13 protein-coding genes are annotated in these 23,756 nt (G+C 75.3%); 11 read left to right on the forward strand and 2 right to left on the reverse strand.

Annotated elements, in window-relative coordinates:
* The first annotated feature begins 10 nt into the window (after positions 1 to 10).
* The 5 genes from ACVMYR_RS24425 to ACVMYR_RS24445 are packed head-to-tail and all read left to right on the forward strand — an operon-like array spanning position 11 to position 15,354.
* Positions 11 to 5,512: an SDR family NAD(P)-dependent oxidoreductase gene (locus tag ACVMYR_RS24425; RefSeq protein ID WP_457122848.1), complete on the forward strand. Its 5,502-nt coding sequence runs from the start codon at positions 11 to 13 to the stop codon at positions 5,510 to 5,512.
* 56 nt (positions 5,513 to 5,568) lie between these two features.
* Positions 5,569 to 6,522: a TauD/TfdA family dioxygenase gene (locus ACVMYR_RS24430; RefSeq protein WP_457122849.1), complete on the forward strand. Its 954-nt coding sequence runs from the start codon at positions 5,569 to 5,571 to the stop codon at positions 6,520 to 6,522.
* Positions 6,522 to 6,710, forward strand: a complete 189-nt coding sequence (locus ACVMYR_RS24435) for an MbtH family protein (RefSeq protein WP_043968608.1) — start codon at positions 6,522 to 6,524, stop codon at positions 6,708 to 6,710. Before ACVMYR_RS24430 ends, ACVMYR_RS24435 begins: the two co-directional genes overlap by 1 nt.
* On the forward strand, positions 6,707 to 9,829 hold the full coding sequence (locus tag ACVMYR_RS24440; protein ID WP_457122850.1) for a non-ribosomal peptide synthetase: 3,123 nt from the start codon (positions 6,707 to 6,709) through the stop codon (positions 9,827 to 9,829). The genes ACVMYR_RS24435 and ACVMYR_RS24440 overlap by 4 nt, the downstream gene beginning before the upstream one ends.
* Complete coding sequence (locus ACVMYR_RS24445) at positions 9,826 to 15,354, forward strand: amino acid adenylation domain-containing protein (RefSeq protein ID WP_457122851.1); 5,529 nt, start codon at positions 9,826 to 9,828, stop codon at positions 15,352 to 15,354. Before ACVMYR_RS24440 ends, ACVMYR_RS24445 begins: the two co-directional genes overlap by 4 nt.
* 60 nt (positions 15,355 to 15,414) lie before the next feature.
* Here the strand turns inward: ACVMYR_RS24445 and ACVMYR_RS24450 are convergent, their stop codons facing one another.
* Complete coding sequence (locus ACVMYR_RS24450) at positions 15,415 to 16,839, reverse strand: hypothetical protein (RefSeq protein WP_457122852.1); 1,425 nt, start codon at positions 16,837 to 16,839, stop codon at positions 15,415 to 15,417.
* 237 nt (positions 16,840 to 17,076) lie between these two features.
* Between ACVMYR_RS24450 and ACVMYR_RS24455 the strand changes: the two genes are divergently transcribed.
* Positions 17,077 to 17,571, forward strand: coding sequence for a type II toxin-antitoxin system PemK/MazF family toxin (locus tag ACVMYR_RS24455; protein WP_043968616.1), 495 nt, complete (start codon positions 17,077 to 17,079; stop codon positions 17,569 to 17,571).
* 37 nt (positions 17,572 to 17,608) lie between these two features.
* Here the strand turns inward: ACVMYR_RS24455 and ACVMYR_RS24460 are convergent, their stop codons facing one another.
* Entirely contained in the window at positions 17,609 to 18,259 is a 651-nt protein-coding gene (locus ACVMYR_RS24460) for a GGDEF domain-containing protein (RefSeq protein WP_077939862.1), read from the reverse strand.
* 263 nt (positions 18,260 to 18,522) lie between these two features.
* Between ACVMYR_RS24460 and ACVMYR_RS24465 the strand changes: the two genes are divergently transcribed.
* The 5 genes from ACVMYR_RS24465 (at position 18,523) to ACVMYR_RS24485 (ending at position 23,304) form a co-directional block, all read left to right on the forward strand.
* Positions 18,523 to 18,762 (forward strand): DUF397 domain-containing protein, encoded by a 240-nt coding sequence (locus ACVMYR_RS24465; RefSeq protein ID WP_043968620.1) that lies wholly within the window; start codon positions 18,523 to 18,525, stop codon positions 18,760 to 18,762.
* 198 nt (positions 18,763 to 18,960) lie between these two features.
* Positions 18,961 to 19,794, forward strand: coding sequence for a helix-turn-helix domain-containing protein (locus ACVMYR_RS24470; protein WP_043969518.1), 834 nt, complete (start codon positions 18,961 to 18,963; stop codon positions 19,792 to 19,794).
* A gap of 110 nt (positions 19,795 to 19,904) precedes the next feature.
* A complete protein-coding gene (locus tag ACVMYR_RS24475) occupies positions 19,905 to 20,753 on the forward strand; it encodes an SAM-dependent methyltransferase (RefSeq protein WP_457122853.1) in 849 nt (282 codons plus the stop codon).
* 73 nt (positions 20,754 to 20,826) lie between these two features.
* Complete coding sequence (locus ACVMYR_RS24480) at positions 20,827 to 22,335, forward strand: serine/threonine-protein kinase (RefSeq protein ID WP_431894999.1); 1,509 nt, start codon at positions 20,827 to 20,829, stop codon at positions 22,333 to 22,335.
* Positions 22,336 to 22,443: 108 nt separating this feature from the next.
* Entirely contained in the window at positions 22,444 to 23,304 is an 861-nt protein-coding gene (locus ACVMYR_RS24485; protein ID WP_431895001.1) for a DedA family protein, read from the forward strand.
* The last annotated feature ends 452 nt before the right edge of the window (positions 23,305 to 23,756 follow it).

A 23,756-nucleotide genomic window follows, 5' to 3' on the forward strand; every position in this document is an offset into this window, starting at 1 on the left:
GGACGACCTGATGGACAACGCGATCGACACCGACCACCCCGCCGACGACGGCATCGAGCCGATCGCGATCGTCGGGTTGGCCGCCCGGCTGCCCGGCGCGGCCGACGTGCACGAGTTCTGGCGCAACCTGGTCGACGGCGTGGAGTCGGTGACCGAGCTGACCCGCGAGGAGCAGATCGCCCGGGGCGTGCCGCCCGAGGAGGTCGACGACCCGGGCTGGGTCAGCCGCGCCCCCCTCGTCGACGGCTACGACGAGTTCGACGCCGGCCTGTTCGGGATGACCGCCCGGGAGGCCGAGGTCACCGACCCGCAGCACCGGCTGTTCCTGGAGACCTGCTACACGGCCCTGCAGGACGCCGGCTACGACCCGGCCCGCTACGACGGGGCCGTCGGCGTGTACGCGGGCACCGGCGCGGCGTCGTACCTCAACCGCAACGTGCTGCGCAACAAGAAGGTCGGCGGCAACCCGCACAGCGCCGTCTCCATCGCCACCAGCAACTCGCCGAACTACGTGGCGACGAACGTGTCGTACCGGCTGGACCTGCGGGGGCCGAGCCTGACCGTGCACACCGCCTGCTCCACCTCGCTGGTCGCGTTCCACCTGGCGTGCGAGGCGCTGCGCAACGGCGAGTGCGACATGGCCCTGGCCGGCGGCGTCAACATCGAGCTGCCGCAGGCCGGCTACCTCGGCATGGACGGCTTCACCTCGCCCGACGGGCGGTGCCGGCCGTTCGACGCCGCCGCGAACGGCACCGTGTGGGGCAGCGGCGTGGGGGTGACGCTGCTCAAGCGGCTCTCCGACGCGATCGCCGACGGCGACCACATCCGGGCCGTGGTGCTCGGCAACGCCATCAACAACGACGGGGCGGGCAAGGTCGGCTTCACCGCGCCCAGCGTGGACGGGCAGATGGAGGCCGTCGCCCAGGCCGTCGGGATGGCCGGGATCGACCCGCGCACCATCAGCTACGTCGAGGCGCACGGCACCGGCACCGCGATGGGCGACCCGATCGAGGTGGCCGCCCTGTCGGCGGTCTACACGAAGGACACCGACGACCGGGGCTGGTGCGGGATCGGCTCGGTGAAATCCAACATCGGCCACCTCAGCCAGCCCTCCGGCATCGTCAGCGTGATCAAGACGGTGCTGGCGATGGAGCACGGCCTGATCCCGCCGACGATCAACTACGAGACCCCCAACCCGGCGATCGAGTTCGCCGACACCCCGTTCTACGTGGCGAACACCCTCACCAAGTGGGACACCGACGGCGCGCCGCGCCGCGCCGGGGTCAGCTCCTTCGGCATCGGCGGCACCAACGCGCACGTGGTGCTGGAAGAGGCGCCGGCGGCGCACCCGGGCGACCGGCGGGTGCGCCCGGCGCAGCTGCTGCACGTCTCGGCGAAGACCGCCACAGCCCTGGACGCCGCCGTGGACCGGCTCGCCGAGCACCTCGCCGGCAACCCCGACGGCGGGGCCGCGCACCTCGCCGACGTCGCGCACACCCTGCGGGTGGGCCGCCAGCAGTACGCCCACCGCCTCGCCGTGGCCGCCACCGACCTGCCCGACGCGGTCGCCGCGCTGCGCAACCCCCGGCGCGCGACGCGCGGGGTGACCGACGGGCCCGCCCCGAAGGTGGGTTTCCTCTTCTCCGGCCAGGGTTCCCAGTTCGCCGGCATGGGCGCGCAGCTCTACGCCGAGGAGCCCGCCTACGCCGCCGTGGTCGACGAGTGCGCCGAGCTGCTCCGCGCCGAGCTGGGCCTCGACATCCGGGAGCTGATCCTCGACCGGCACCCGGAGGCGGCCGAGCTGCTGGCGCAGACCCGCTACACCCAGCCCGCCCTGTTCGTCGTGGAATACGCCCTGGCCGTCACCTGGCAGCGCTTCGGCGTGCGGCCGGCGGCGATGGTCGGGCACTCCATCGGCGAGTACGTCGCCGCGACCGTCGCCGGGGTGCTCGACCTGCCCGACGCGCTGAGGGTGGTGGCCGCCCGGGGCCGGCTCATGCAGTCCCTGCCGGCCGGGTCGATGCTGGCCGTGCCGCTGGACGAGTCGGTGGTCGCCGGGCTGCTGCCCGAGGGCGTGTCGATCGCCACGGTCAACGGGCCGGGCACCTGCGTGGTGGCCGGCGAGGCCGACGCGGTGGCCGCGTTCGCCGAGACGCTGAAGGCCACCCGCAAGGTCAAGAGCAAGGCGCTGCGCACCTCGCACGCGTTCCACTCGCCGATGATGGAGCCGATCCTCGCCGAGTTCACCGCGCTGATGGCCACCGTGGCGCTGCGCGCGCCGCGCGTCCCGTTCGTGTCGAACGTCTCCGGCACCTGGATCACCGACGCGCAGGCCACCGACCCGGCGTACTGGGCGGCGCACCTGCGCCAGCCGGTGCGCTTCGGCGACGCGGTGGCCGCCCTGCTCGCCGAGGGCAGCTGGGCCCTGGTGGAGTGCGGCCCCGGCCGGCAGCTGGCCAACCTGGCCCGGATGCAGGTCGCCAAGGGCTCGGCGCAGCAGCGGGCCCTGGTGCCGCTGGGCAGCCTCCCGGGCCCGGGGGAGCCGACCGGCGACCTGGCGACGCTGCTGGCCACCGCCGGGGCGCTGTGGTGCGCCGGCCTGCCCGTGCGCACCGGCTCCGACCCGGCGGCGCGGCGGGTGCCGCTGCCGACGTACCCGTTCGAGCGCCGCCGCTACTGGGTCGACCCGGACCCGGTGGAGGCGGTCGCCGCCGCGCCGGCCGAGACGGGCCCCCGGCCGCTGCCGGAGTGGTTCGCCGTGCCGGTGTGGCGGCAGGCCGCGCCCGCGCCGGCCACCGCGCCGCCCGGCCGGTGCCTGGTGCTGGCCGACGGCCCGCGCGGTGAGGCGCTCGTCGCCGGCCTGCGCGCCGCGGGCGCCGACACCCTCGTGGTACGCCCCGGCGACGCGTTCGCCGCCGTCGACGGCGGCTTCACGCTGCGCCCCGCCGCGCGGGAGGACTTCGACGCGCTGGTCGCCGCCCTCGGCGACGACCTGCCGGCGCGGCTGGTGCACGCCCTCGCCCTCGACGGCGAGCCCACCGGCACCGACATCGCCGCCACCCTCGCCGCCCAGGACCGGGGCTTCTTCAGCGCCCTGCACCTGGTGCAGGCCCTCGCCGGGGCCGGCCGCACCGGCGACGAGCGCCCGCTGGCCCTGGACCTGGTGACCGCCGGCATCGGCGACGTGACCGGCGCGGACCTGACCCGCCCCGAGCACGCCACCCTCGCCGGCCTGGCCCGGGTCCTGCCGGTCGAGCTGCCCGGCCTGACGGTGCGGCTGCTCGACGCCGACCCCGCCGCGCCCGGCGCGGACGCGCTGGTCGCCGAGCTGCGCCGCCCGGCCGACCCGGCGCACCCGGAGGTGACGCTGCGCGGGTCCCGCCGCTGGGTCACCGGCTACGAGCAGGTGACGGTCGACGCCGAGGCCGAGCCGGGCGCGCTGCGCGACGGCGGCCGGTACGTCATCACCGGCGGCCTCGGCGGCATCGGCATCACCCTCGCCGAGGACTTCGCCGCCCGCGCGAAGGCGAAACTGGTGCTGCTGGCCCGCTCGGGCCTGCCGCCGCGCGAGCGGTGGGACGACCACCTCGCCGTGCACGGCGCGGACGACCGGGCGGGCCGGGCCATCGCCGCGATCCGCCGGATGGAGGCCGCCGGCGCGTCGGTGCTGGTCCTCGCCGCCGACGTCACCGACCCGGCCGACCTGCGCCGGGTCCGGGCCGCCGCCGAGGCCGAGTTCGGCGGGATCGACGGGATCGTGCACGCCGCCGGCCTGCCCGGCGGCGGCATGGCCGAGGTGAAGGACCGCGCCGAGGCCGACCGGGTGCTCGCCCCGAAGCTCGCCGGCACCCTCGCCCTGGCCCAGGTCTTCGGCGACCTGCCGCTGGACTTCGTGGTGCTCTGCTCCTCGATCACCGCCGTGATCGGCGGCTTCGGCCAGGTCGACTACTGCGCGGCCAACAACTTCCTCGACGCGCACGCCCGCGCCGGCGCCGGCTGGGCCGCGCCGGTGGTGTCGCAGAACTGGGGCGGCTGGGCCGAGGTCGGCATGGCGGCGGAGAGCACCGCGCCGGCCGGGTTCCGGGCGGTGACCCGGGACACCGTCACCGCCACGGTCGACCACCCGGTGCTCACCACGCGGGTGACCGGCCCGGAGGGCACGGTGCTGCACGGGCTGGTCTCCGCCGCGACCCACTGGCTGCTCGACGAGCACCGCATCGGCGGGGTGCCGGTGGTGCCGGGCACCGCCCACCTGGAGTCGGTGCGCGCCGCCGTGGCCGCCGCCGTCGCGGCCCCCGGCCCCGACGCGGCGGTGGAGCTGCGCGACGTGGTGTTCCTGGAGCCGTTCTCGGTGCCCGACGGCACGATCGCCCAGTACCGGGTGGCGCTCACCGCCGCCGAGGACGGTGCCACGGAGTTCGTGGTGCAGAGCCTCGCCGCCGGGGTGCTGCGCACCCACGTGCGCGGCGCGGCCGGCTGGACCACCGAGCCCGCCCCGGCGGCGGTCGACGTGGCGGCGGTGGCTGCCCGCTCCCGCCGGGTCGACGACGACGCGTCGTTCGGCCGGGGCCGCACCAGCATGCTCACCTTCGGGCCGCGCTGGCGGTCGCTGACCGCGCACCACCTCGCCGACGGCGAGGAGTTGGCGCTGGTGGAGGCGCCCGCCGAGGCCGCCGCCGACCTCGGCGCGTGGGGCCTGCACCCGGCTCTGCTGGACGTGGCCACCGCGTTCGGCCGGGGCCAGGGCTCCGGCACCTACCTGCCGCTGTCGTACGGGCGGATCGTGGTGCGCGGGCCGCTGCCCGGGCGGTTCCACAGCCACCTGCGCCACCGCGCCGGCGGCACCGACGAGGTCGTCTCCGCCGACCTGACCCTCACCGACCCCGACGGGCGGGAACTGGTCTCGATCAGCGACTTCGTGCTGCGCCGGGTGGACGCGTCGGCGGTCACCGGCGGGCTCACCGCCGACGGCACGCCCGCCGACGCCGACGGCCCGGCGGCGGGTGCGCCCAGCGAGGACATCCGCCCGGTCGACGGCGCGGAGGCCTTCCGCCGCAGCCTCACCGCCGGTCTCGGCGCCCAGGTGGTGATCACCACCCGGTCGGTGGCCGACATCCGGGCCCGCGCCGCCCGGGTCACCACCGGGAGCCTGGAGTCGGAGGCCGACCCGGCGGTGTCGGCCGCCACGGTGGAGGCCGGCGCGTCGGCCGCGCCGCGCACCGAGCTGGAGGCCACCATCGCCCAGGTGTGGCGCGACGGCCTCGGCGTGCCGGTCGTCGGCGTGGACGACGACTTCTTCGCCCTCGGCGGCAACTCCCTCGTCGCGGTGCAGCTCATCGCGTCGATGCGCAAGGCGACCGGGGTGCGGCTGCCGATGCGCAGCCTCTTCGAGACGCCCACCGTCGCCGGGCTCGCCGCCCGCATCGAGGAGCTGCGCGCCGAGGCGTCCGCCGCCGACGAGCCCCCGGCCCCGGCCCCGACCCCGAGCATCCCGCGGTTGCCCCGCGCGTGAGCACCAAGGAAGCACCCAGGGTTCGTGGCTTCGAGCAAGCAAGGGAGTACAGAGCAATGAGCGACACGATCGCCACGCTGCCGGTGGTCGTCGAAAACGACGGCCGGGCACTGACCGACCTGATCGGCGAGCGCCGCGCCGAGCTGCGGGCCGCCCTCGTCGACCACGGCGGGCTGCTGTTCCGCGGCTTCGACGTCGGCGGCGTCGACGGCTTCGACGCGGTGGTGCGGGCGCTGGCCGGGGAGCCGCTGGTCTACACCGAGCGGTCCTCGCCCCGGCACGCCATCAAGGGCCGGGTCTACACCTCGACCGACTACCCGCCGGACGAGGAGATCTTCCTGCACAACGAGAACTCGTACCAGGCGCGCTGGCCGCTGACGCTGTTCTTCTGGTGCGTCACGCCGCCGGACACCCTCGGCGCGACGCCCCTGGCGGACGTGCGCCGGGTCCACGAGCTGATCGACCCGGCCGTGCGGGAGGAGTTCGTGCGCCGCCGGTGGATGCTGGTGCGCAACTTCCACGCCGACTTCGGCACCCGCTGGCAGGACGTGTTCAACACCGACGACCGCGCCGAGGTCGAGGCGTACGCGGCGGCGAACCGGATCACCCTGGAGTGGGTGGGCGCGGACGGGCTGCGCACCCGCGCCGTGCGCGAGCCGGTGCACTACCGGCCCGGCTCGGACACCCCGCGCTGGTTCAACCACGCCACGTTCTTCCACCTGAGCACCCTGCCGCAGGAATACCAGGAGGGGCTGCTGGCGATGTTCGGCCCCGACGGGCTGCCGTCGAACACCTACTACGGCGACGGCGGCGAGATCCCCGCCGACGTGCTGGACCACCTGCGGGCCGCGTACCGGGCCGCCAGCGTCCGCTTCGACTACCAGCGCGACGACGTGCTGGTGGTCGACAACATGACCGCCGCGCACGCCCGGGAGCCGTTCACCGGGCCCCGCAAGATCGCCGTCGCGATGGCCGAGCCGCACACCCCCGAGAGCACTGGAGACAACTGATGGCCGAAACCCGATTCCTGGTCGTGCGCAACGACGAGGAGCAGTACTCGATCTGGTCGGCCGACCGGGAGCTCCCCGCGGGCTGGCACGACACCGGCTTCGCCGGCACGCGCTCCGAGTGCCTCGCCCACATCGACACCGTCTGGACCGACATGCGCCCCCGCTCCGTACGCGAGGCAGCGTCATGACGCGGGAGTGGACCTTCCCCGCCTCCTTCGCCCAGGAGCGGGTGTGGCTGGCCAACCAGCTCGACCCCGGCTCGCCGGTCTACAACGTGTCCAACCCGTGGCCCTTCCCGCCCGAGCTGGACGCCGACGCCGTGACCGAGGTGTTCAACCGGGTCGTCGCCCGGCACGAGGCGCTGCGCACCCACCTGCGCTCCGACGACGGGACGCTGGTGCAGGTGGTCCGCGAGCACGAGCCGGTCCGCCTGCCGGCCGAGGACCTGTCGGGCCTGCCCGAGGCCGAGCGGCTCGCCCGCTACCATGCGATCCGCGAGGAACTGGCCCGCACCCCGATCCCGCTGGACGTCCCGCCGCTGTGGCGCGCCCGGCTGGTCAAGGTCAACGAGGCGTGGTCGGTGCAGTTCGTGGTGCACCACGCCGTCTTCGACGCCCACTCGGCGGTGCTGTTCACCACCGAGCTGTCCGCGTTCACCACGGCCGCGCTGACCGGCGCGCCCGCCGCCGTGCCCGAGCTGCCCATCCAGTACGCCGACTTCGCCGCCTGGCAGCGCGACCAGCTCGCCGGGCCGGAGCTGGACCGGCAGCTCGACTTCTGGAAGGCGCACCTGGCCGGCGCGCCCGCCGTGACCGGCCTGCCGCTGGACCGGCCCCGCCCGGCCCAGCTCGGCTTCGCCGGCGACGAGGTCCGCTTCGACCTGCCCGCCGGGCTGCTCGACGCCGTCGGCGCCCTCGCCACCGCGTCGGCGGCCACCCCGTACATGGTGCTGCTGACCGGGTTCGCCGCGCTGCTGTCGCGGATCTCCGGCGACGACACCGTGGTCGTGGGCGTCTCCACCGCCGGCCGGGACACCGCCGAGGTGGCCCCGCTGATCGGCATGTTCGTCAACCCGGTGGCGCTGCGCTGCGACCTGACCGGCGACCCCACCGTCGCCGAGCTGCTCGGCCGGGTCAAGGGCGGCCTGCTCGACGCGATGGAGCACGGGCAGACCCCGTTCCAGAAGATCGTCGAGGCGGTGGCCCCGCAGCGGGACCCGTCCGTGCAGCCGATCTTCCAGACCGCGCTGAACTTCATCCCCGACTCCGGCCTGGACCCGGTGCCGCTGGGCACCACGAAGGACGACCTGGCCTTCGACGTCACCGCGGGGGAGAGCCGGCTGGTCTACCGCACCGACCTGTTCGACCGGGCCACCGCCGAGGCGGTCGTCGCCCGCTACGTGCGGCTGCTCGCCGCCGCCGTCGCCGACCCCGGCCGGCGGGTCAGCGAGCTGCCCCTGCTCGACGACGCCGAGCGGCGGCTGGTCCTCGACGCCTGGAACGCCACCGACCACGCCCGGCCGGCCGGCACCGTCGTCGACGCGGTGCAGCGGCAGGCCGCCGCCACCCCGCACGCCACCGCCCTGGTCAGCGACGGCGTCGAGCTGACGTACGCCGAGCTGAACGCCGCCGCGAACCGCCTGGCCCGGCTGCTGGTGGCGCGCGGGGCCGGCCCGGAGACCCGGGTCGCGCTGGCCCTGCCCCGCTCGGCGGACCTGCTGGTGGCCGTCCTCGCGGTGCTCAAGTCCGGGGCCGCGTACGTGCCGGTCGACACCGGCTACCCGGCGGCCCGGATCGCCTACCTCCTCGACGACGCCGAGCCGGCGCTGGTGCTCGCCGCCGCCGACACGGCGGCCCTGGTGCCCGGCGACGCGCTGGTGCTCGACCCGGGCACCGCCGCCGACCTCGACGCGGCCGACCTGACCGACGCCGACCGGGTCGCCCCGCTGCGCCCCGGACACCCCGCGTACGTGCTCTACACCTCCGGCTCCACCGGCCGCCCCAAGGGCGTCGTGGTGGAGCACCGGGCGGTGGCGGCCTACCTGGCCTGGGCCCGGGACGCCTACCCGGGGCTGGCCGGCACGGCGCTGCTGCACTCGCCGGTGTCGTTCGACCTGACCGTCACCGGGCTGCTCGGCCCGCTGACCGCCGGCGGCACCGTCCGGCTCGCCGCCATCGACGAGCCGGCCGCCCGCGCGGGCGGGAAGCCGGCGTTCCTGAAGGTCACCCCGAGCCACCTGCCGCTGCTCGACGACGCCCTGTCCCCGACGGCGGACCTGGTCATCGGCGGCGAGGCGCTCACCGGCGAACAGCTCGCCGCCTGGCGGGCCGCCCACCCGGGCGTGGCCGTCACCAACGAGTACGGCCCGACCGAGGCCACCGTCGGCTGCGTCGCCGCCCGCATCGCACCCGGGCAGGACCTGGCCGCCGGACCGGTGCCGATCGGCACGCCCACCTGGAACACCCGGGCGCTGCTGCTCGACGCCGCGCTGCACCCGGTGCCCCCGGGCGTGGCCGGCGAGCTGTACGTGGCCGGCGACCAGCTCGCCCGCGGCTACCTGCGCCGCCCCGGCCTGACCGCCGAGCGGTTCCTGCCCTGCCCGTACGGGCCGCCGGGGCAGCGCATGTACCGCACCGGCGACCTGGCCCGCTGGCGGGCCGACGGGACGCTGGAGTACCTGGGCCGCCGCGACGACCAGGTGAAGGTGCGCGGCATGCGCATCGAGCTGGGCGAGGTCGAGTCGGCGCTGCTGGCCCGGCCCGGCGTGCGGGCGGCGGCGGCAGCCGTGCGCGCCGACTCCGGCGAGCCGGCGCTGGTCGGCTACCTCGTCGGCGACGCCGACCCGGCGACCCTCGCCGCCGACCTGGCCCGGGAGCTGCCCGCGCACCTCGTGCCGACCGCGTTCGTCACGCTCGACGCGCTGCCGCTGACCCCAAACGGCAAGCTGGACCGGGCCGCGCTGCCCGCCCCGGCCACCCCGGCGGCGGTCGACGACGCGTACGTCGCCCCGCGCACCGACGCCGAGGCCCTGGTGGCCGAGGTGTACGCCGACATCCTCGGCGTGGAGAAGGTCGGCGCGGCCGACGACTTCTTCGCCCTCGGCGGCAACTCGCTGCGCGGCATGCGGGCGATGGCCCGCATCCGGGCCGAGGTGGACGTGGACCTGCCCATGCGGGCGCTGTTCAGCAGCCCGGTGGTGGCCGACCTGGCCGCCCAGATCGAGAAGCTGATCGCCGCGGAACTCGACGAGCTCTCCGACGCCGAGGTCGCCGAGCTGCTGGCGACGGAAGAGGGACCCACCGCATGACCGACCTGAAGGATCCGGCCCGGGAGGCGGCCCGGCAGGCGCTGATCGCCAAGCGCCTGCGCAAGCGGACCGCCGCCCCCGCCGCCCGGATCACCCCCCGACCCCCCGGCACGCCGGTGCCGCTGTCGTACGCCCAGGAGCGGGTCTGGTTCATGGACCAGATCGCCCCGGGCGAGGCGGCGTACCACATCGCGGTGCCGCTGCGGGTGCGCGGACCGCTCGACGTCGCGGCCCTGCGCGGCGCGCTGGCCGCCCTGACCGCGCGGCACGAGTCGCTGCGCACCCGGTTCCCCGCCGACGCCGACGGCCGCCCCACGGTGGTGGTCGAGGAGTCCGTCGAGGTGCCGCTGACGGTGACGGAGGCGGCCGACGCCGACGCCGCGCAGGCGCTGGTGGAGGCCGCGTCGGCGGAGCCGTTCGACCTGGCCAGCGGGCCGCTGCTGCGCGCCCTGCTGATCCGCCTCGCCCCCGATGACCACGTGCTGTTCCTGAGCAAGCACCACATCGTCGGCGACGGCTGGTCGGTGGACGTGCTGCTGCGCGACCTGATCACCCTCTACCACGGCGGCGAGCCGCCCGCCCTGCCCGTGCAGTACGGCGACTTCGCCGTGTGGGAGGGCAAGGAGCTGGACGGCCCGGCGGCCCGGGGGCACCTGGACTGGTGGAAGTCCCGGCTGGCCGGGGTCACCCCGCTGGAGCTGCCGCTGGACGCGCCGCGCCCGGCCACCCAGACCTACCGGGGCGACTTCGTCGAGTTCCAGCTCGACCCGGCCGAGACCGAGCGGCTCAACGCGCTCACCCGGTCGTCCGGCGCGACGCTGTTCATGACGCTGCTCGCCGCCTACCAGGTGCTGCTGTCCCGGCACGCCGGGCAGGAGGACTTCGCCGTCGGCGCGTCCGTGGCCGGCCGGTCCGTCCCCGAGCTGGAGAACGTCGTCGGCATGTTCATCAACATGCTGCCGCTGCGCGCCGAACTGGCCGGCGACCCGACGTTCACCGAGCTGCTGGAGCGCACCCGGCGCGGCGTGCTGGACGGCTTCGAGCACGCCGACGTGCCGTTCGCCAAGGTCGTGCACGAGCTGGGCCTGCCCCGCGACGTGAGCCGGTCCCCGGTGTTCCAGGCCATGTTCGTGCTGCAGAACTACGAGATGGGCCGGTTCACCGGGGTCTCCGACGCTGCCGACGTCCGCTTCGAGTGGACGCCGATGGAGCTGCGGGCCACCCGGTTCGACTTCGAGCTGCACGCCGTGGAGACCACCGAGGGGCTCTGGGGCAAGCTGGTCTTCAACACCGACCTGTTCACCCGGGCCACCGTCGAGCGGATCGCCCGCCGGTGGACCACCCTGCTGCGGGCGGTCGTCGCCGCACCGGACACATCGGTCTCGGCCCTGCCGATGGTCGACCCCGCCGAGCGGGAGCTGCTGGCCGCCTGGAACGACACCACGGCCGGGTTTCCGCAGGAGCAGACCCTGCACGGGCCGTTCGAGGCGCGGGCCGCCGCCACCCCCGACGCGGTGGCGCTGACCTTCGAGGGCCGCTCCGTGACGTACGCCGAGCTGAACGCCGCCGCGAACCGCGTCGCCCACCGGCTGCGCGCGGCCGGCGTCGGCCCGGAGACCCTGGTCGGGGTGTGCGCCGAGCGGTCGGTGGAGTTGGTCGCCGGGCTGCTCGGCGTGCTCAAGGCCGGCGGCGCGTACCTGCCGCTGGACCCGGAGTACCCGGCCGACCGGCTGTCCTTCATGGTCACCGACGCGGACGCGCCCGTGGTGCTGGTGCAGGAGCACCTGCGCGACGTGCTGCCCGACACCGGCGCGACGGTGCTCGCCCTCGACGACACCGCGACGTGGGCCGACCAGCCCGCCACCGACCCCGCGCCGACGGCCGGGCCCGGCAACCTCGCGTACGTCATCTACACCTCCGGCTCCACGGGCCGGCCCAAGGGCGTGCCGAACACCCACCGGGGCATCGTCAACCGGCTGCACTGGAAGCAGCAGACCTACCGGCTCGCCGCCGACGACGCGGTGCTGCAGAAGACCCCGGCCAGCTTCGACGTGTCGGTGTGGGAGTTCTTCTGGCCGCTGCGCGAGGGCGCCCGGCTGGTGCTGGCCAAGCCCGGCGGGCACAAGGACGCCGCGTACCTGCGGGACCTGCTGGTGTCCGAGCGGATCACCACCGCCCACTTCGTGCCGTCGATGCTGACCGTCTTCCTCGGCGAGGACGGCATCGAGGCGGCCACCGGCCTGCGCCGGGTGATCTGCTCCGGCGAGGAGCTGCCGCTGGCCTCGGCGGTGGAGTTCACCACCCGGCTGCCCTGGTGCGAGCTGCACAACCTGTACGGCCCCACCGAGGCGGCCATCGACGTCAGCGCCTGGCACTGCGACCCGGCGGCGCTCGCCGGGCTGTCCGGCGTGCCGATCGGCGGGCCGATCGCCAACCTGCGGCTGCACGTGCTCGACGCGGCCGGCAACGAGTGCCCGGTCGGCGTGGCGGGGGAGCTGCACATCGGCGGCGTCGGCCTGGCCCGGGGCTACCACCGCCGGCCGGCGCTGACCGCCGAGCGGTTCGTGCCCGACCCGTTCTCGGGCGAGCCGGGGGCCCGGCTGTACCGCACCGGCGACCTGGCCCGCTGGGTCGTCTCCCCGGCCGGCGACGGTGACGTGGCCGGCGACGGCCCGCGCGGGGTGATCGAGTTCCTCGGCCGCATCGACCACCAGGTGAAGCTGCGCGGCCTGCGCATCGAGCTGGGCGAGATCGAGAGCGCCCTGCGGGAGCAGCCGGGCGTCACCGAGGCGGCCGTCATCGTCCGCGAGGACACCCCGGGCGACAAGCGGCTCACCGCGTACCTGGTGGGCGACGCCGAGCACGCCGCGTTGAAGGCGGCGCTGAAGGAGACGCTGCCCGAATACATGGTGCCGACCGCGTTCGTCACCCTCGACGCGCTGCCGCTGAGTCCCAACGGCAAGCTCGACCGCAGGGCGCTGCCCGCGCCCGTGGTGACCCGCGAGGCGTCGGTGGCGCTGGTCGAGCCGCGCGACGACACCGAGCGGCTGCTGGCCGGGATCTGGTCGGAGGTGCTGGGCGTCGACACGCTCGGCATCGACGACGACTTCTTCGACCTGGGCGGGCACTCGATGCTCGCCACCCAGGTCGTCGCGAAGATCCGCAAGGCCGAGCACGGCGGGCGGCCCGTCGGCGTGATGGACCTGTTCCAGCAGCGGACCATCCGCGAGCTGGCCGCGTTCATGACCGGCGACGCCGCCGACGACGGCCCGCGTCGGCTGCTCTACGAGCTGACCAAGCCGATCCCGGCGGGCCAGCGGGTCCGCACGTACGTCTGCGTCCCCTACGGCGGCGGCAGCGCCATCGTCTACCAGCCCCTCGCCGACGCCCTGCCCGCCGGCAACGCCCTGTACTCGCTGGCGATCCCCGGCCACGACGTGGGCCTCAGCGAGGAGGGCCTGCCGTTCGAGGAGCTGACCCGCCGGGTCGCCGACGAGATCGTCGAGCGGATCTCCGGCCCGATCGTCCTGTACGGCCACTGCGGCGTCGGCAGCGCCATCGTCGCCGAGGTGGCCCGCAAGGTCGAGGCGGCCGGCCGGGAACTGGAGGCGCTCTACATCGGCGCGATGTTCCCGTTCGCCCGCCCGAAGGGCCTCTTCGCCGCCGCCCGCAACCGCCTCGAGCGGCTGCGCAGCAACAAGCACTACGCGAGCTGGCTCAAGTCGATGGGTGTCGACACCGACGAGCTGGACCCGGAGCAGGCCGACCGGATCATCAGCAACATGCGGGCCGACTCCCGGGCCTCCGAGGAGTACTTCACCGGGCTGCTCGACGCCGGTGCGGCGAAGCTGCGCGCCCCGATCATCTCGGTGGTCGGCTCCGAGGACCCGGTGACCGACTACTTCACCGAGCGGTACGCCGAGTGGCAGTTCCTCACCGACACCGTCGGGCTGGTCGTGCTCGACCAGGCGGGGCACTTCTTCCTCAAGTACCGGGCCGACGAGCTGGCCGAGATCGTCACCTCGGTGCACCCGGCGGTGCGCGCCGACGACACGACCGCCCTGGAGGCGGCGGCCCGGGGCGAGGACGCCGGCTGGGTCGTCGCCGACCACCAGCGCGTCGGCGTGGACCGGAGCCCCGAACAGGCCGTGGTCAAGCCGAGCATGGGCCGGTTCGTCGCGGTCACCGCCGGCCAGCTCGTCTCCACCACCGGCTCGGCGCTGACCGCGTTCGCCCTGCCGATCTGGCTGTTCACCCAGACCGGCTCGGTGGCGAACCTGGGCCTGCTGTGGGCGCTGGCGCTGATCTGCGGCGTGCTGATGCTGCCCATCGCGGGCGCGATCACCGACCGGGTCAGCCGCCGTCGCATCATGATGATCGCCAGCTCCGCCGCCGGGTCGATCCAGCTGGTGCTGGCCGCCCTGCTCTGGACGGACAACCTGCGGCTGTGGATGATCTACGCCCTGGTGGCGCTCAGCCAGGTCGCCGGGTCGTTCCAGCGCATCGCGTTCCAGTCGGCGGTGCCGCAGCTCGTGCCGAAGCGCTACCTCGGCCACGCGATGGGCGTCACCCAGCTCACCAACGGCTTCGCGATGCTGCTGATGCCGGTCTTCGCCGCCGGCCTGCTGGCCGCCATCGAGCTCAAGGGCATCCTGCTCATCGACGTGGCCAGCTACGTGGTGGCGGTGACGACCCTGGCGGTGGTCCGCTTCCCCGACCTGCTCGGCTGGCGGCCCCGGGAACGGCTGCTCGTCGCGATCGCCAACGGGTTGCGCTACTCGTGGCAGCACCGGGGCTTCCGGCTCATGCTGGGCTACTTCGCGATCGGCAACATCTTCCTGGCCCCGGCGCTGGTGCTGACCACCCCGCTGGTGCTCTCCTTCGCCACGGCGACGCAGGTGGCGCAGGTGGCCCTGGCGGAGGCGCTCGGCGCGGTGGCCGGCGGCGTGCTGATGTCGCTGTGGGGCGGCCCCCGTCACCGACGGATGATCGGCGTCCTGATCGGCAACCTCGGCACCGCGCTGGGCTGCGTCGTGATCGGCCTGGACGCCTCCGTGGTGGTCATCTGCGTCGGGGCGTTCTGGCTGGCCATGTCCATGACCACCGCCCAGTCGATCTACGCGACGATCGTCCAGGTGAAGGTGCCGCAGCGCTACCACGGCCGGGTGTTCAGCCTCAACCAGACCATCTCCTGGTCGACGCTGCCCATCGGGTTCGCGCTGCTCGCGCCGGCGGCCACCGGCCTGTTCGAGCCGATGCTCGCCGAGGGCGGGTCGCTCGCCGGGTCGGTGGGCGCGGTCATCGGCACCGGTCCGGGCCGGGGCATCGGCTTCGCGTACGTCTGCTTCGGCGCGGCGCTGGTCCTGGTCACCCTCGGCGGCTTCGCGATCCGGCTGCTGCGCCGCTTCGACATCGAGGTGCCGGACTCGCTGCCCGACGATCTGATCGGCGCGCAGGAGCGCGAGCGGCGGCTGGCCGCCCGCGCCGCCGAACGGCAGGAGGAGAAGGTGCCCGTGGCGGCCTGACCCGCCCGGGTGGCTGGCCGGGGCCTGCGGCGGGTTACCGCCGCAGGCCCCGGCGTGCGCTCAGGCCCCCGGCGGGTCGGCCAGGTCGGCGTCGGCGACGTCGTCGGGCTCGGCGACCCAGCCGGAGAAGACCGGCACCCCGTGCCACGGGCCGACGACGTCGCCGCGCCGGTCGGTGGCGACGGCCACCACCGCGTACGGGTGACCGAAGCGCAGCTCCGCGACGCGGGCCACCCCGAGCGGGGGCAGGCTGACCCGAGCGAACATCCCGGTGACGGCCGCCGCGGCGAACCCGTACCGGTCGTAGCGGGCGGCGACCGCCTGCCGGGCCTGCACGTCGCCCGTGCCGACCAGCGGGGCCAGCACCCGGCCGGCGGCGGCGAACCCGATCCCGGTCAGGTCGTGCTCGTCGCGCGCCGACCAGCAGGGCAGCGCCGCCGTGTGCCGCTGCTCCCGGCGGTCGGGGGCGAACGTGCGCACGGCCTCCTCGCGCAGCGTCCACAGCGGATTGTCGCCCAGCGGCAGGTCGAACAGCGACCGTCGGCCGGCGGGCTCGTCGGCGTCGGCGTCGGCGGCGATCCGGTACGCGGCGGCGAGCACGTCGGCCGGGGCGACCCCGGGGGCGGCGGCCACCGAGACCACCGACAGCCCCGCCCCGGCGGTGTCGGTTCCGCCGCCGTGCGCGCCGCCCGCCTCGTGCCCGCCGGTGCCGTCCCCGGCCGGCTGCGCCGCCGCCACGTGCACGGCGACGTCGCCGGCCTCCGGTGTCGCGGCGATCCACGCGCGGTGCCCGTGCGCCGGGGTGCGCAGCACCCGGGTCAGCCGCCCGGCCCACGGGCTGTCGGGGCCGAGCGTCCCGGCCGGGGCGAGGTCGAACGGGGTGGCCCAGGAGATCCGGGTGGCCACGGCCGAGGCCAGGGCGAGCGTCACCCGGGGGGTGAGCGTCAGCGGGAACCGCTCGACCAGCCCGAGGCTGTGCTCGCGGGCCCACGCGTCGAGGCCGGCCTGGTCCGGCAGCGGGCCGGTCCCGGTGGCGCGGGGGAGGGCGGCCCGCCAGGCGTCCAGCCCGGCGGTCTCCGTGCCGGGCCGGTGCCAGACGGCCGTCGCCGACGGCACCAGGGGATGCGGCGCGTCCAGCAGGTCGGCGGCGATCCGGGCAGCCTGGGCCGGTGCGATGCCCAGCGCGTCGGCGAGGTCGGCGGCGTCCCCGTCGAGCCCGGCGTGCCTGTCGGGTCCAGCGTTTCCGTCCGGTCCGGCGGCGTGCCCGTCGGGTCCGGCGGCGTGCCCGTCGGGTCCGGCGGCGTGCCCGTCGGGTCCGGCGGCGTGCCCGTCGGGTCCGGCGGCGTCGCGCTCGGGGACGGCCGACGCGCACAGGGCGAGCAGCAGCCACGCGCCCAGCGGGGACGCGACGTGGTGCCGGTCGCCGGCCGCGCCGTGCAGCCGGGCGGCGTAGCGGGCCAGCGGGGCGTGGAGGTTCGTCGTCATGCCCCTACTGTGCCCCGGCGGGTCCCGTTCGCACGGCGGGCGGTCGCGCCGCCCCTCCCGGTCGCGCCGCCCCTCCCGGTCGCGCCGCCCCTCCCGGTCGCGCCGCCCCTCCCGGTCGCGCCGCCCCTCCCGGTCGCGCCGCCCCTCCCGGTCGCGCCGCCCCTCCCGGCGGCCGCGTCGCCCCCTCCCGCCGCCGTGGGTGGGCGGCGGGCCGGGGGACGGGTTAGGCTGCCCGCCGTGGCTGGTCTGTTGAGGAGTGTGGCGTCCCGGCTGGGGCGGGTGGCCCGCGGCGGGGCCGCGCCGACGCGTACCCCCGGTCCGATCCCGGCCCAGGTGGCGCGGCGCCGGCAGGTCTCCGCGTTGCAGCGCCGGGAGCTGAGCTACGCACCGGAGCCCGACGGTCAGGCCGACCCGGGTGAGGTCGTCTGGACGTGGGTCCCCTACGAGGACGACCCCCGGCAGGGCAAGGACCGCCCGGTGCTGGTGGTCGGGCGGTCCAGCCGGACCCTGTTCGGCCTGATGCTGTCCAGCCAGGGTGAGCGGGACGGCCAGCGGCACTGGCTGGCGTTGGGCCCGGGCGCCTGGGACCGGGACAACCGGCCCAGCTGGGTGCGGCTCGACCGCGTCCTCACCATGCGGGAGGACAGCATCCGCCGCGAGGGCGCGGTGCTGGACCGGGCGCGTTTCGACCGGGTCGGCCAGGCCCTGCGCGCCGGCTACGGCTGGCGCTGAGCCCCGCCGCCAGGTCGCGGGCGTTCCGGTCCCTGTCTCAGCACTCGGCGAGGTGCGCGCTGTCGACGAGCTGCCGGGCGGAGCGGGAGGTGCCGACGCTCTTCGCCCGGTACATCGCCGCGTCGGCGCGGTCGAGCGCCTCGGTGAGCTGGGTCGGGCAGGTGACCGGGGCGAGCCCGACGGAGGCGGTGACCCGCAGGCTCAGGCCGCCGAGGGGGATCGGCGCGGCGAGTGACTCGCAGAGCCGGCGGGAGGCGTGCTCGATCCACCGCCGGTCGACGGTCGGGGTGGCCAGCAGACCCGCGAACTCGTCGCCGCCGAGGCGGGCCACGAGGTTGTCCCCGGCGAAGGCGGCCAGCCGTTCGGCCACGCTGACCAGCACCTGGTCCCCGGCGGCGTGCCCGTAGCGGTCGTTGACCTGCTTGAAGTCGTCCAGGTCCAGCACGATGGCGATCAGTGGCTGGCCGGCGGTGTCGGTGAGCAGGGTCGCGGCCAGCCGGAAGAAGGCCCGCCGGTTGGGCAGCCCGGTGAGCGGGTCGTGGCTGGCGGCGTGCCGTTCGGCGGCCAGCTCGGCCTGGAGGTGCTCGATCTCCGCTTCGGCCAGCATGGCCCGGCGGCGCAGTTGCCATGCGGAGACCAGGGCTCCGGCGGCCGAGATGCCGGACGCGATGGTCAACGGATCCGGCACGAACCCTCCTCACCGCGTCTGCCCACGCGCCCGGCCGTGCCGGCCAGGTGCCCGTGGGGACTCCTGTTTTCCCTGGTGCAGCCCCAGGTGAGGTAACCCAAAGTGAACACCTAGGTACACCCTCGTTGGGTTATCATGCTCGCTGTCCGGTGCAGATGCAATAGCAGATGCACGTGCAGCAAATCCCGTCGTAAGCCCCGACTCCTCGCCAGCACACCGCTCCTCCCGCGGCATCGGCAGGCTCTTGACAAGAAAGATGCCCCATGCAGCAGCCCCGCAACGGCGTTCCCACTGCACAGCTCCCCCCGTTGACCTGGATGAAGAGTCGACGGAGCAATCCCAGCGGCAACTGCGTCGAGCTCGCCGAGCTTCCCGGTGGTGCCGGCATCGCCGTCCGTAACTCCCGCTACCCCGACGGTCCGGCGCTGATCTACACGATCGACGAGATCGCGGCCTTCGTCCTCGGCGCCAGGGACGGCGACTTCGACCACCTGATCGGCTGACCCTGGGTCACCCCTCGGCTGCGTCCCGTCAACGGGACCGAAACGCCGACCGGCCGGGTTCACCTCACTGTCGGTCCATGGCATGCTTACACGTCGGCCGGGGTGGGGCCCGGTGCGACGAAGGCAGCAAGCGGAGGTCGGCGCGTGACGATGGTTCCCACGGAGGGTGGCCCGGCCACCGGCCCAACCGTGCTGCGCATGCTGCTCGGCGCGCAGCTGCGCCGCCTGCGGGAGGCCAGCGGGGTGACCCGGGAGGGCGCCGGCTGGGAGATCCGGGCCTCCGAGTCGAAGATCAGCCGGATGGAGCTCGGGCGGGTCGGCTTCAAGGAGCGCGACGTCGCCGACCTGCTCAGCCTCTACGGGGTCACCGACACCACCGAGCGGGAGGCCCTGCTCAAGCTCGCCCGCGACGCCAACAGCCCCGGCTGGTGGCACCGCTACGGCGACGTGCTGCCGTCGTGGTTCCAGTCCTACCTGGGCCTGGAGGCGGCCGCCGCGCTGATCCGCAGCTACGAGGTGCAGTTCGTGCCGGGCCTGCTCCAGACCCCGGAGTACGCCCGGGCCGTCGTCCTGCTCGGTCACCGTGGGGCGGGGGCGGACGAGATCGACCGCCGGGTGGGCCTGCGCATGCAGCGCCAGGAGCTGCTCCGTCGCCCGCGGCCGCCGCAACTGTGGGCCGTCGTGGACGAGGCGGCGCTGCGCCGGCCGATCGGCGGCCCCCAGGTCATGCGTGACCAGCTCACCGCCCTGATCGAGGCGACCCGGGCGCCGCACGTGCGGTTGCAGATCATCCCGTTCGACGCGGGCGGCCACGCCGCGGCCGGCGGCGCGTTCACCATCCTGCGCTTCGGCGACCAGGACCTGCCCGACATCGTCTACATCGAGCAGCTCACCAGCGCGATCTACCTCGACAAGCGCGAGGACCTCGACTACTACGCGGCGGCCATGGAACGGCTCTGCGTCGAGGCCGAGCCCCCGGAGCGCACCCCGGAACTCCTCACCCGGCTGCGCGACGAGCTCTACCCGGGATAGCGGGTTCCCTGGTCGGGGCGGCGGCGCGCGCTGCCTCTACGATGGTCGACATCGGCGACAGTGGACGGACGCCGGCGTAACAGGTCAGCGCAGAGCCATGGAGGCACCCCTTGACCACCGATGCCCCCGGCACCTCGACCGGTCCCGCCCACCCCAGCGACCGGATCGACACCTCGGTGGCGCATCCCGCCCGCCGCTACAACTACCTGCTGGGCGGCAAGGACAACTTCCAGGCCGACCGGGACTCGGGCGACGCGATGGCCGCGGCCTTCCCGACCATCCGCATCGCCGCCCTGGAGAACCGCCGCTTCCTCAAGCGAACCGTCGGCTACCTCGCCCGCGAGGCCGGCGTCCGGCAGTTCCTCGACATCGGCACCGGCATCCCCACCGCCGACAACACCCACGAGGTCGCCCAGGCCGCCGACCCACAGGCCCGGGTGGTGTACGTCGACAACGACCCCATCGTGCTCGCCCACGCCCGGGCGCTGCTGACCAGCTCGCCCGAGGGCGCCACCGCCTACATCGACGCCGACCTGCGGGACCCGGAGAAGATCCTGCGCCACCCCGACCTGCTCCGCACCATCGACCTGGGACAGCCGGTGGCGCTGATGCTGGTCGCGATCCTGCACTTCCTGCCCGACCCCGACGACCCGTACGCGGTGGTCCGTCGGTTGCTGGACGCGCTGCCCCCCGGCAGCTACCTGGCCGCCTCGCACGCCACCTACGACCACCTGCCCGAGCACGTGGCGCAGGAATCCAGGGTGGCGACGCGGACCGGCAGCTCGCGCGACGTGATCAGCCTGCGCAGCCGGGAGGAGTTCGCCGGCTTCTTCGCCGGGCTGGAGCTCGTCGCCCCGGGCATCGCCTCGATCGCCCAGTGGCGCGCCGAGCGGGAGCCGCAGCCTCGGCCCTCGGTGGTCGACGTCAGCATGTACGGGGCCGTGGCCCGCAAGCCCTGACCCACCGGCCCGGCCGCGGCGCCGGCCACCGCGACTGGTGCCCGGCGCCGGCCGGCAGGCAGACTGGACCACCATGTCGCCGTTCACGCCCACCCTGCGGCTGCACGACCGCTACGTCCTGCGCGAGCGCATCGGCCTCGGCGGAATGTCGGAGGTGTGGCGCGCCGACGACGAGGTCCTGCACCGTCCCGTCGCGGTCAAGGCGCTCGCGGCCCAGCTGGCCGCCGACCCGCACCTGCGCGCCACCCTGCAGCGCGAGGCCCGCGCCGCCGCCCGGCTCACCCACCCGCACGTCACCCAGGTGTACGACTACGGCGAGGCGTTCCTCGGGGGCCCGACGGTGGTGCCGTACCTGGTGATGGAACTGGTCGAGGGGCGCAGCCTCGCCGACCGGCTCGCCGCCGGCCCGCTGCCCTGGCCCGACGCCGTCCGGCTGGCCGGTCAGGTCGCCGCCGCCCTCGCCGCCGCGCACCGCATCGGCGTGGTGCACCGCGACATCAAGCCCGCCAACATCATGCTCACCGAGAGCGGCGCGAAGGTGCTCGACTTCGGCATCGCCGCCCCGGCCGGGCCGCACCCGCCCCGTCCGGGGCCCGGCGACGAGCCGATGATGGGCACCCCCGCGTACTTCGCCCCCGAGCGGTTCGACCCCGGGCCGCCAAACCCGGCCAGCGACGTGTACGCCCTCGGCGCCCTGCTCTACCGCGCCCTCGCCGGCCGGGCCCCGCTGCCCGTGCAGACCTGGGAGGACGCCATCGAGGCGCACGCGCAGCGCCGGCAGGCCCCGCCGCTGCGCGTCCCCGGGCTGCCCCCGGACGTCGCCGCACTCACCCTCGCCTGCCTGAGCGCCGACCCGGCCCGGCGACCCACCGCCGCCCACCTGGCCCGCCGGCTCGGCGCGACGCCGGCCGCCGAATCCCCGGCCGGAATCCGGCCTGCCGCCTCGGCCCCGACCCGGCCCGCCGCTTCGCCGCCCGCGGACCACCCGCCGACCCTGGTCGATCGCGCGGGGCCGTGGGCTCCTCCCGCCCGACCCGGGCGGTCGTCCGTTCCGGTGGCCGAGCCCCGCCCGGTGGCCGAGCCCGTTCGGCGCGCGCCGCGCGGCCCGGGCCAGGGCAACCGCCTGCTCGGTGTCCTCGTCGCCGCAGGGATGGCGCTGCTCGTCGGCGTGGTCGCGCTGCTCGCCCTCGACGACGGTGCCCCGGCCCCGCCGGCCGGGGGGCCCGGAACCGTCGCGCCCGCCGACGGGAGCAAGGCCGAACCGCCCCCGTCGGCCGCCGCCCCGCCCACGACCGCACGATCGCGTCCGGTCACGTTGCGCCAGCTCGCCGCCGAGTTCACCGCCCTGGTCGACGAGGCGCAGGCGCGCGGCGACATCGACCGCAAGACCGCCGACGAGCTGCGCGAGGAGGTCGCCGAGCTGAACCGGGGCAAGCTCAAGGACCGGGCCAAGCACCTGCGGGAGCTGCGCGAGGACCTCACCGAGGCGATCGAGCGCGACCGGATCGGCGCGGAGACCGCCGCCCGGCTGCGGGAGCTGCTCACCGGCTTTCCGGGGGCGCGCGGCGACGCGGCGGACTGACGGGCCGAACCGACACGAACCATCCACGGTGTACGGTCGCCCGCTCCCACCCTCGCCCCGGCGGCCCGGGGCGTGGCAGCCGGCGGGAACGGTCACTAACGTTGTCGGATGATCAGCACGCAGCCGCTCCTGCCCTTCCCTCGTACGGTCGCCGCCGGTCCCGAACCCGGGTCCGACGGACCGGTCGGATTCGTCACGGGCCTGGTCGAACGGCTGGGTGGCCCCGGCGCCGGGCTGGCGGTCGCGCTGGAGAACCTCTTCCCGCCCATCCCCAGCGAGGTGATCCTGCCGCTGGCTGGATTCGTCGCCAGCCAGGGACGGATGAGCCTGGTCGGGGCGATCGGCTGGACCACCCTCGGCTCGGTGGTCGGCGCGCTGGCGCTCTACTGGATCGGCGCCATGCTGGGCCGGGACCGGATGCGGGCCATCGCCGCCAAGCTGCCGCTGGTCAAGCTCGAGGACGTCGACCGCACGGAGGCGTGGTTCCTCCGGCACGGCGTCAAGGCGGTGTTCTTCGGCCGGATGATCCCGGTGTTCCGCAGTCTCATCTCGATCCCGGCCGGCGTGGAGCGGATGCCGGTCCTGACCTTCCTGCTGTATACGACGCTGGGCAGCCTCATCTGGAACACGGTCTTCGTCATGGCGGGCTACCTGCTTGGCGAAAACTGGCACGTGGTCGAGTCCTACGTCGGCACGTTCCAGAACGTGGTCATCGCCGTGTCCGCGCTGGCGGTCGCGTGGTTCGTCGTCACCCGGGTACGTCGGTCCCGCGCCGCGCGGCGGGACGCCACGGCCTCGTCGTCCGTCGCCGGCCCGTCCCTGGGCGGTCTGTCCGCCGATGGCCCGTCTGCGCAAGGGCCGTCCGCCGGTGCCGATCCGGTGCTGCCGGCCGGGTCGGAACGCGGCACGGGGGAGTACCGGGGAACGGTCTACCTCAGCGGCTCCTGGCGCGACGGGCCTGAGCACTGACGGGTCGGCGCGTCCCGCCCGGTTGATCGACTCCATGTCGGGGACATGGGGGTATCCCGCGCCGTTGATACCCCCACCTGCCCGACATCCCGTCACGCACCGCCCGATTGGGTGGTTTGTCCGACCCGGCGGGGTCGTGTGGGGCGGGTTCGGCGTGGGCGCGACGTGGGGCGGGGCGGGGCCGGGGTGACCGACGGATCCCTGGGCGGGCGGGCCGGCGGGGCGTGGCTGGGTTGATCGACTTCATGTCGGGCGGGTGGGGGTATCCCGCGTCGTTGATACCCCTACCTGCCCGGCATGCCGTCACCCCTCCACCGGAATGAGCGGATTGTCCGACCCGGCGGGGTGGTGTGGGGCGGGCCGGGGGGTGGGGCGGGGTGGGGCGGGCCGGGTCAGGCCGGGGCCGGGGTGGTGACCGGCGGCACCCCCTGGGCCGGAATCCCGGCCGGGGC

It is taken from the genome of Micromonospora sp. PTRAS2 (genome assembly GCF_054052245.1).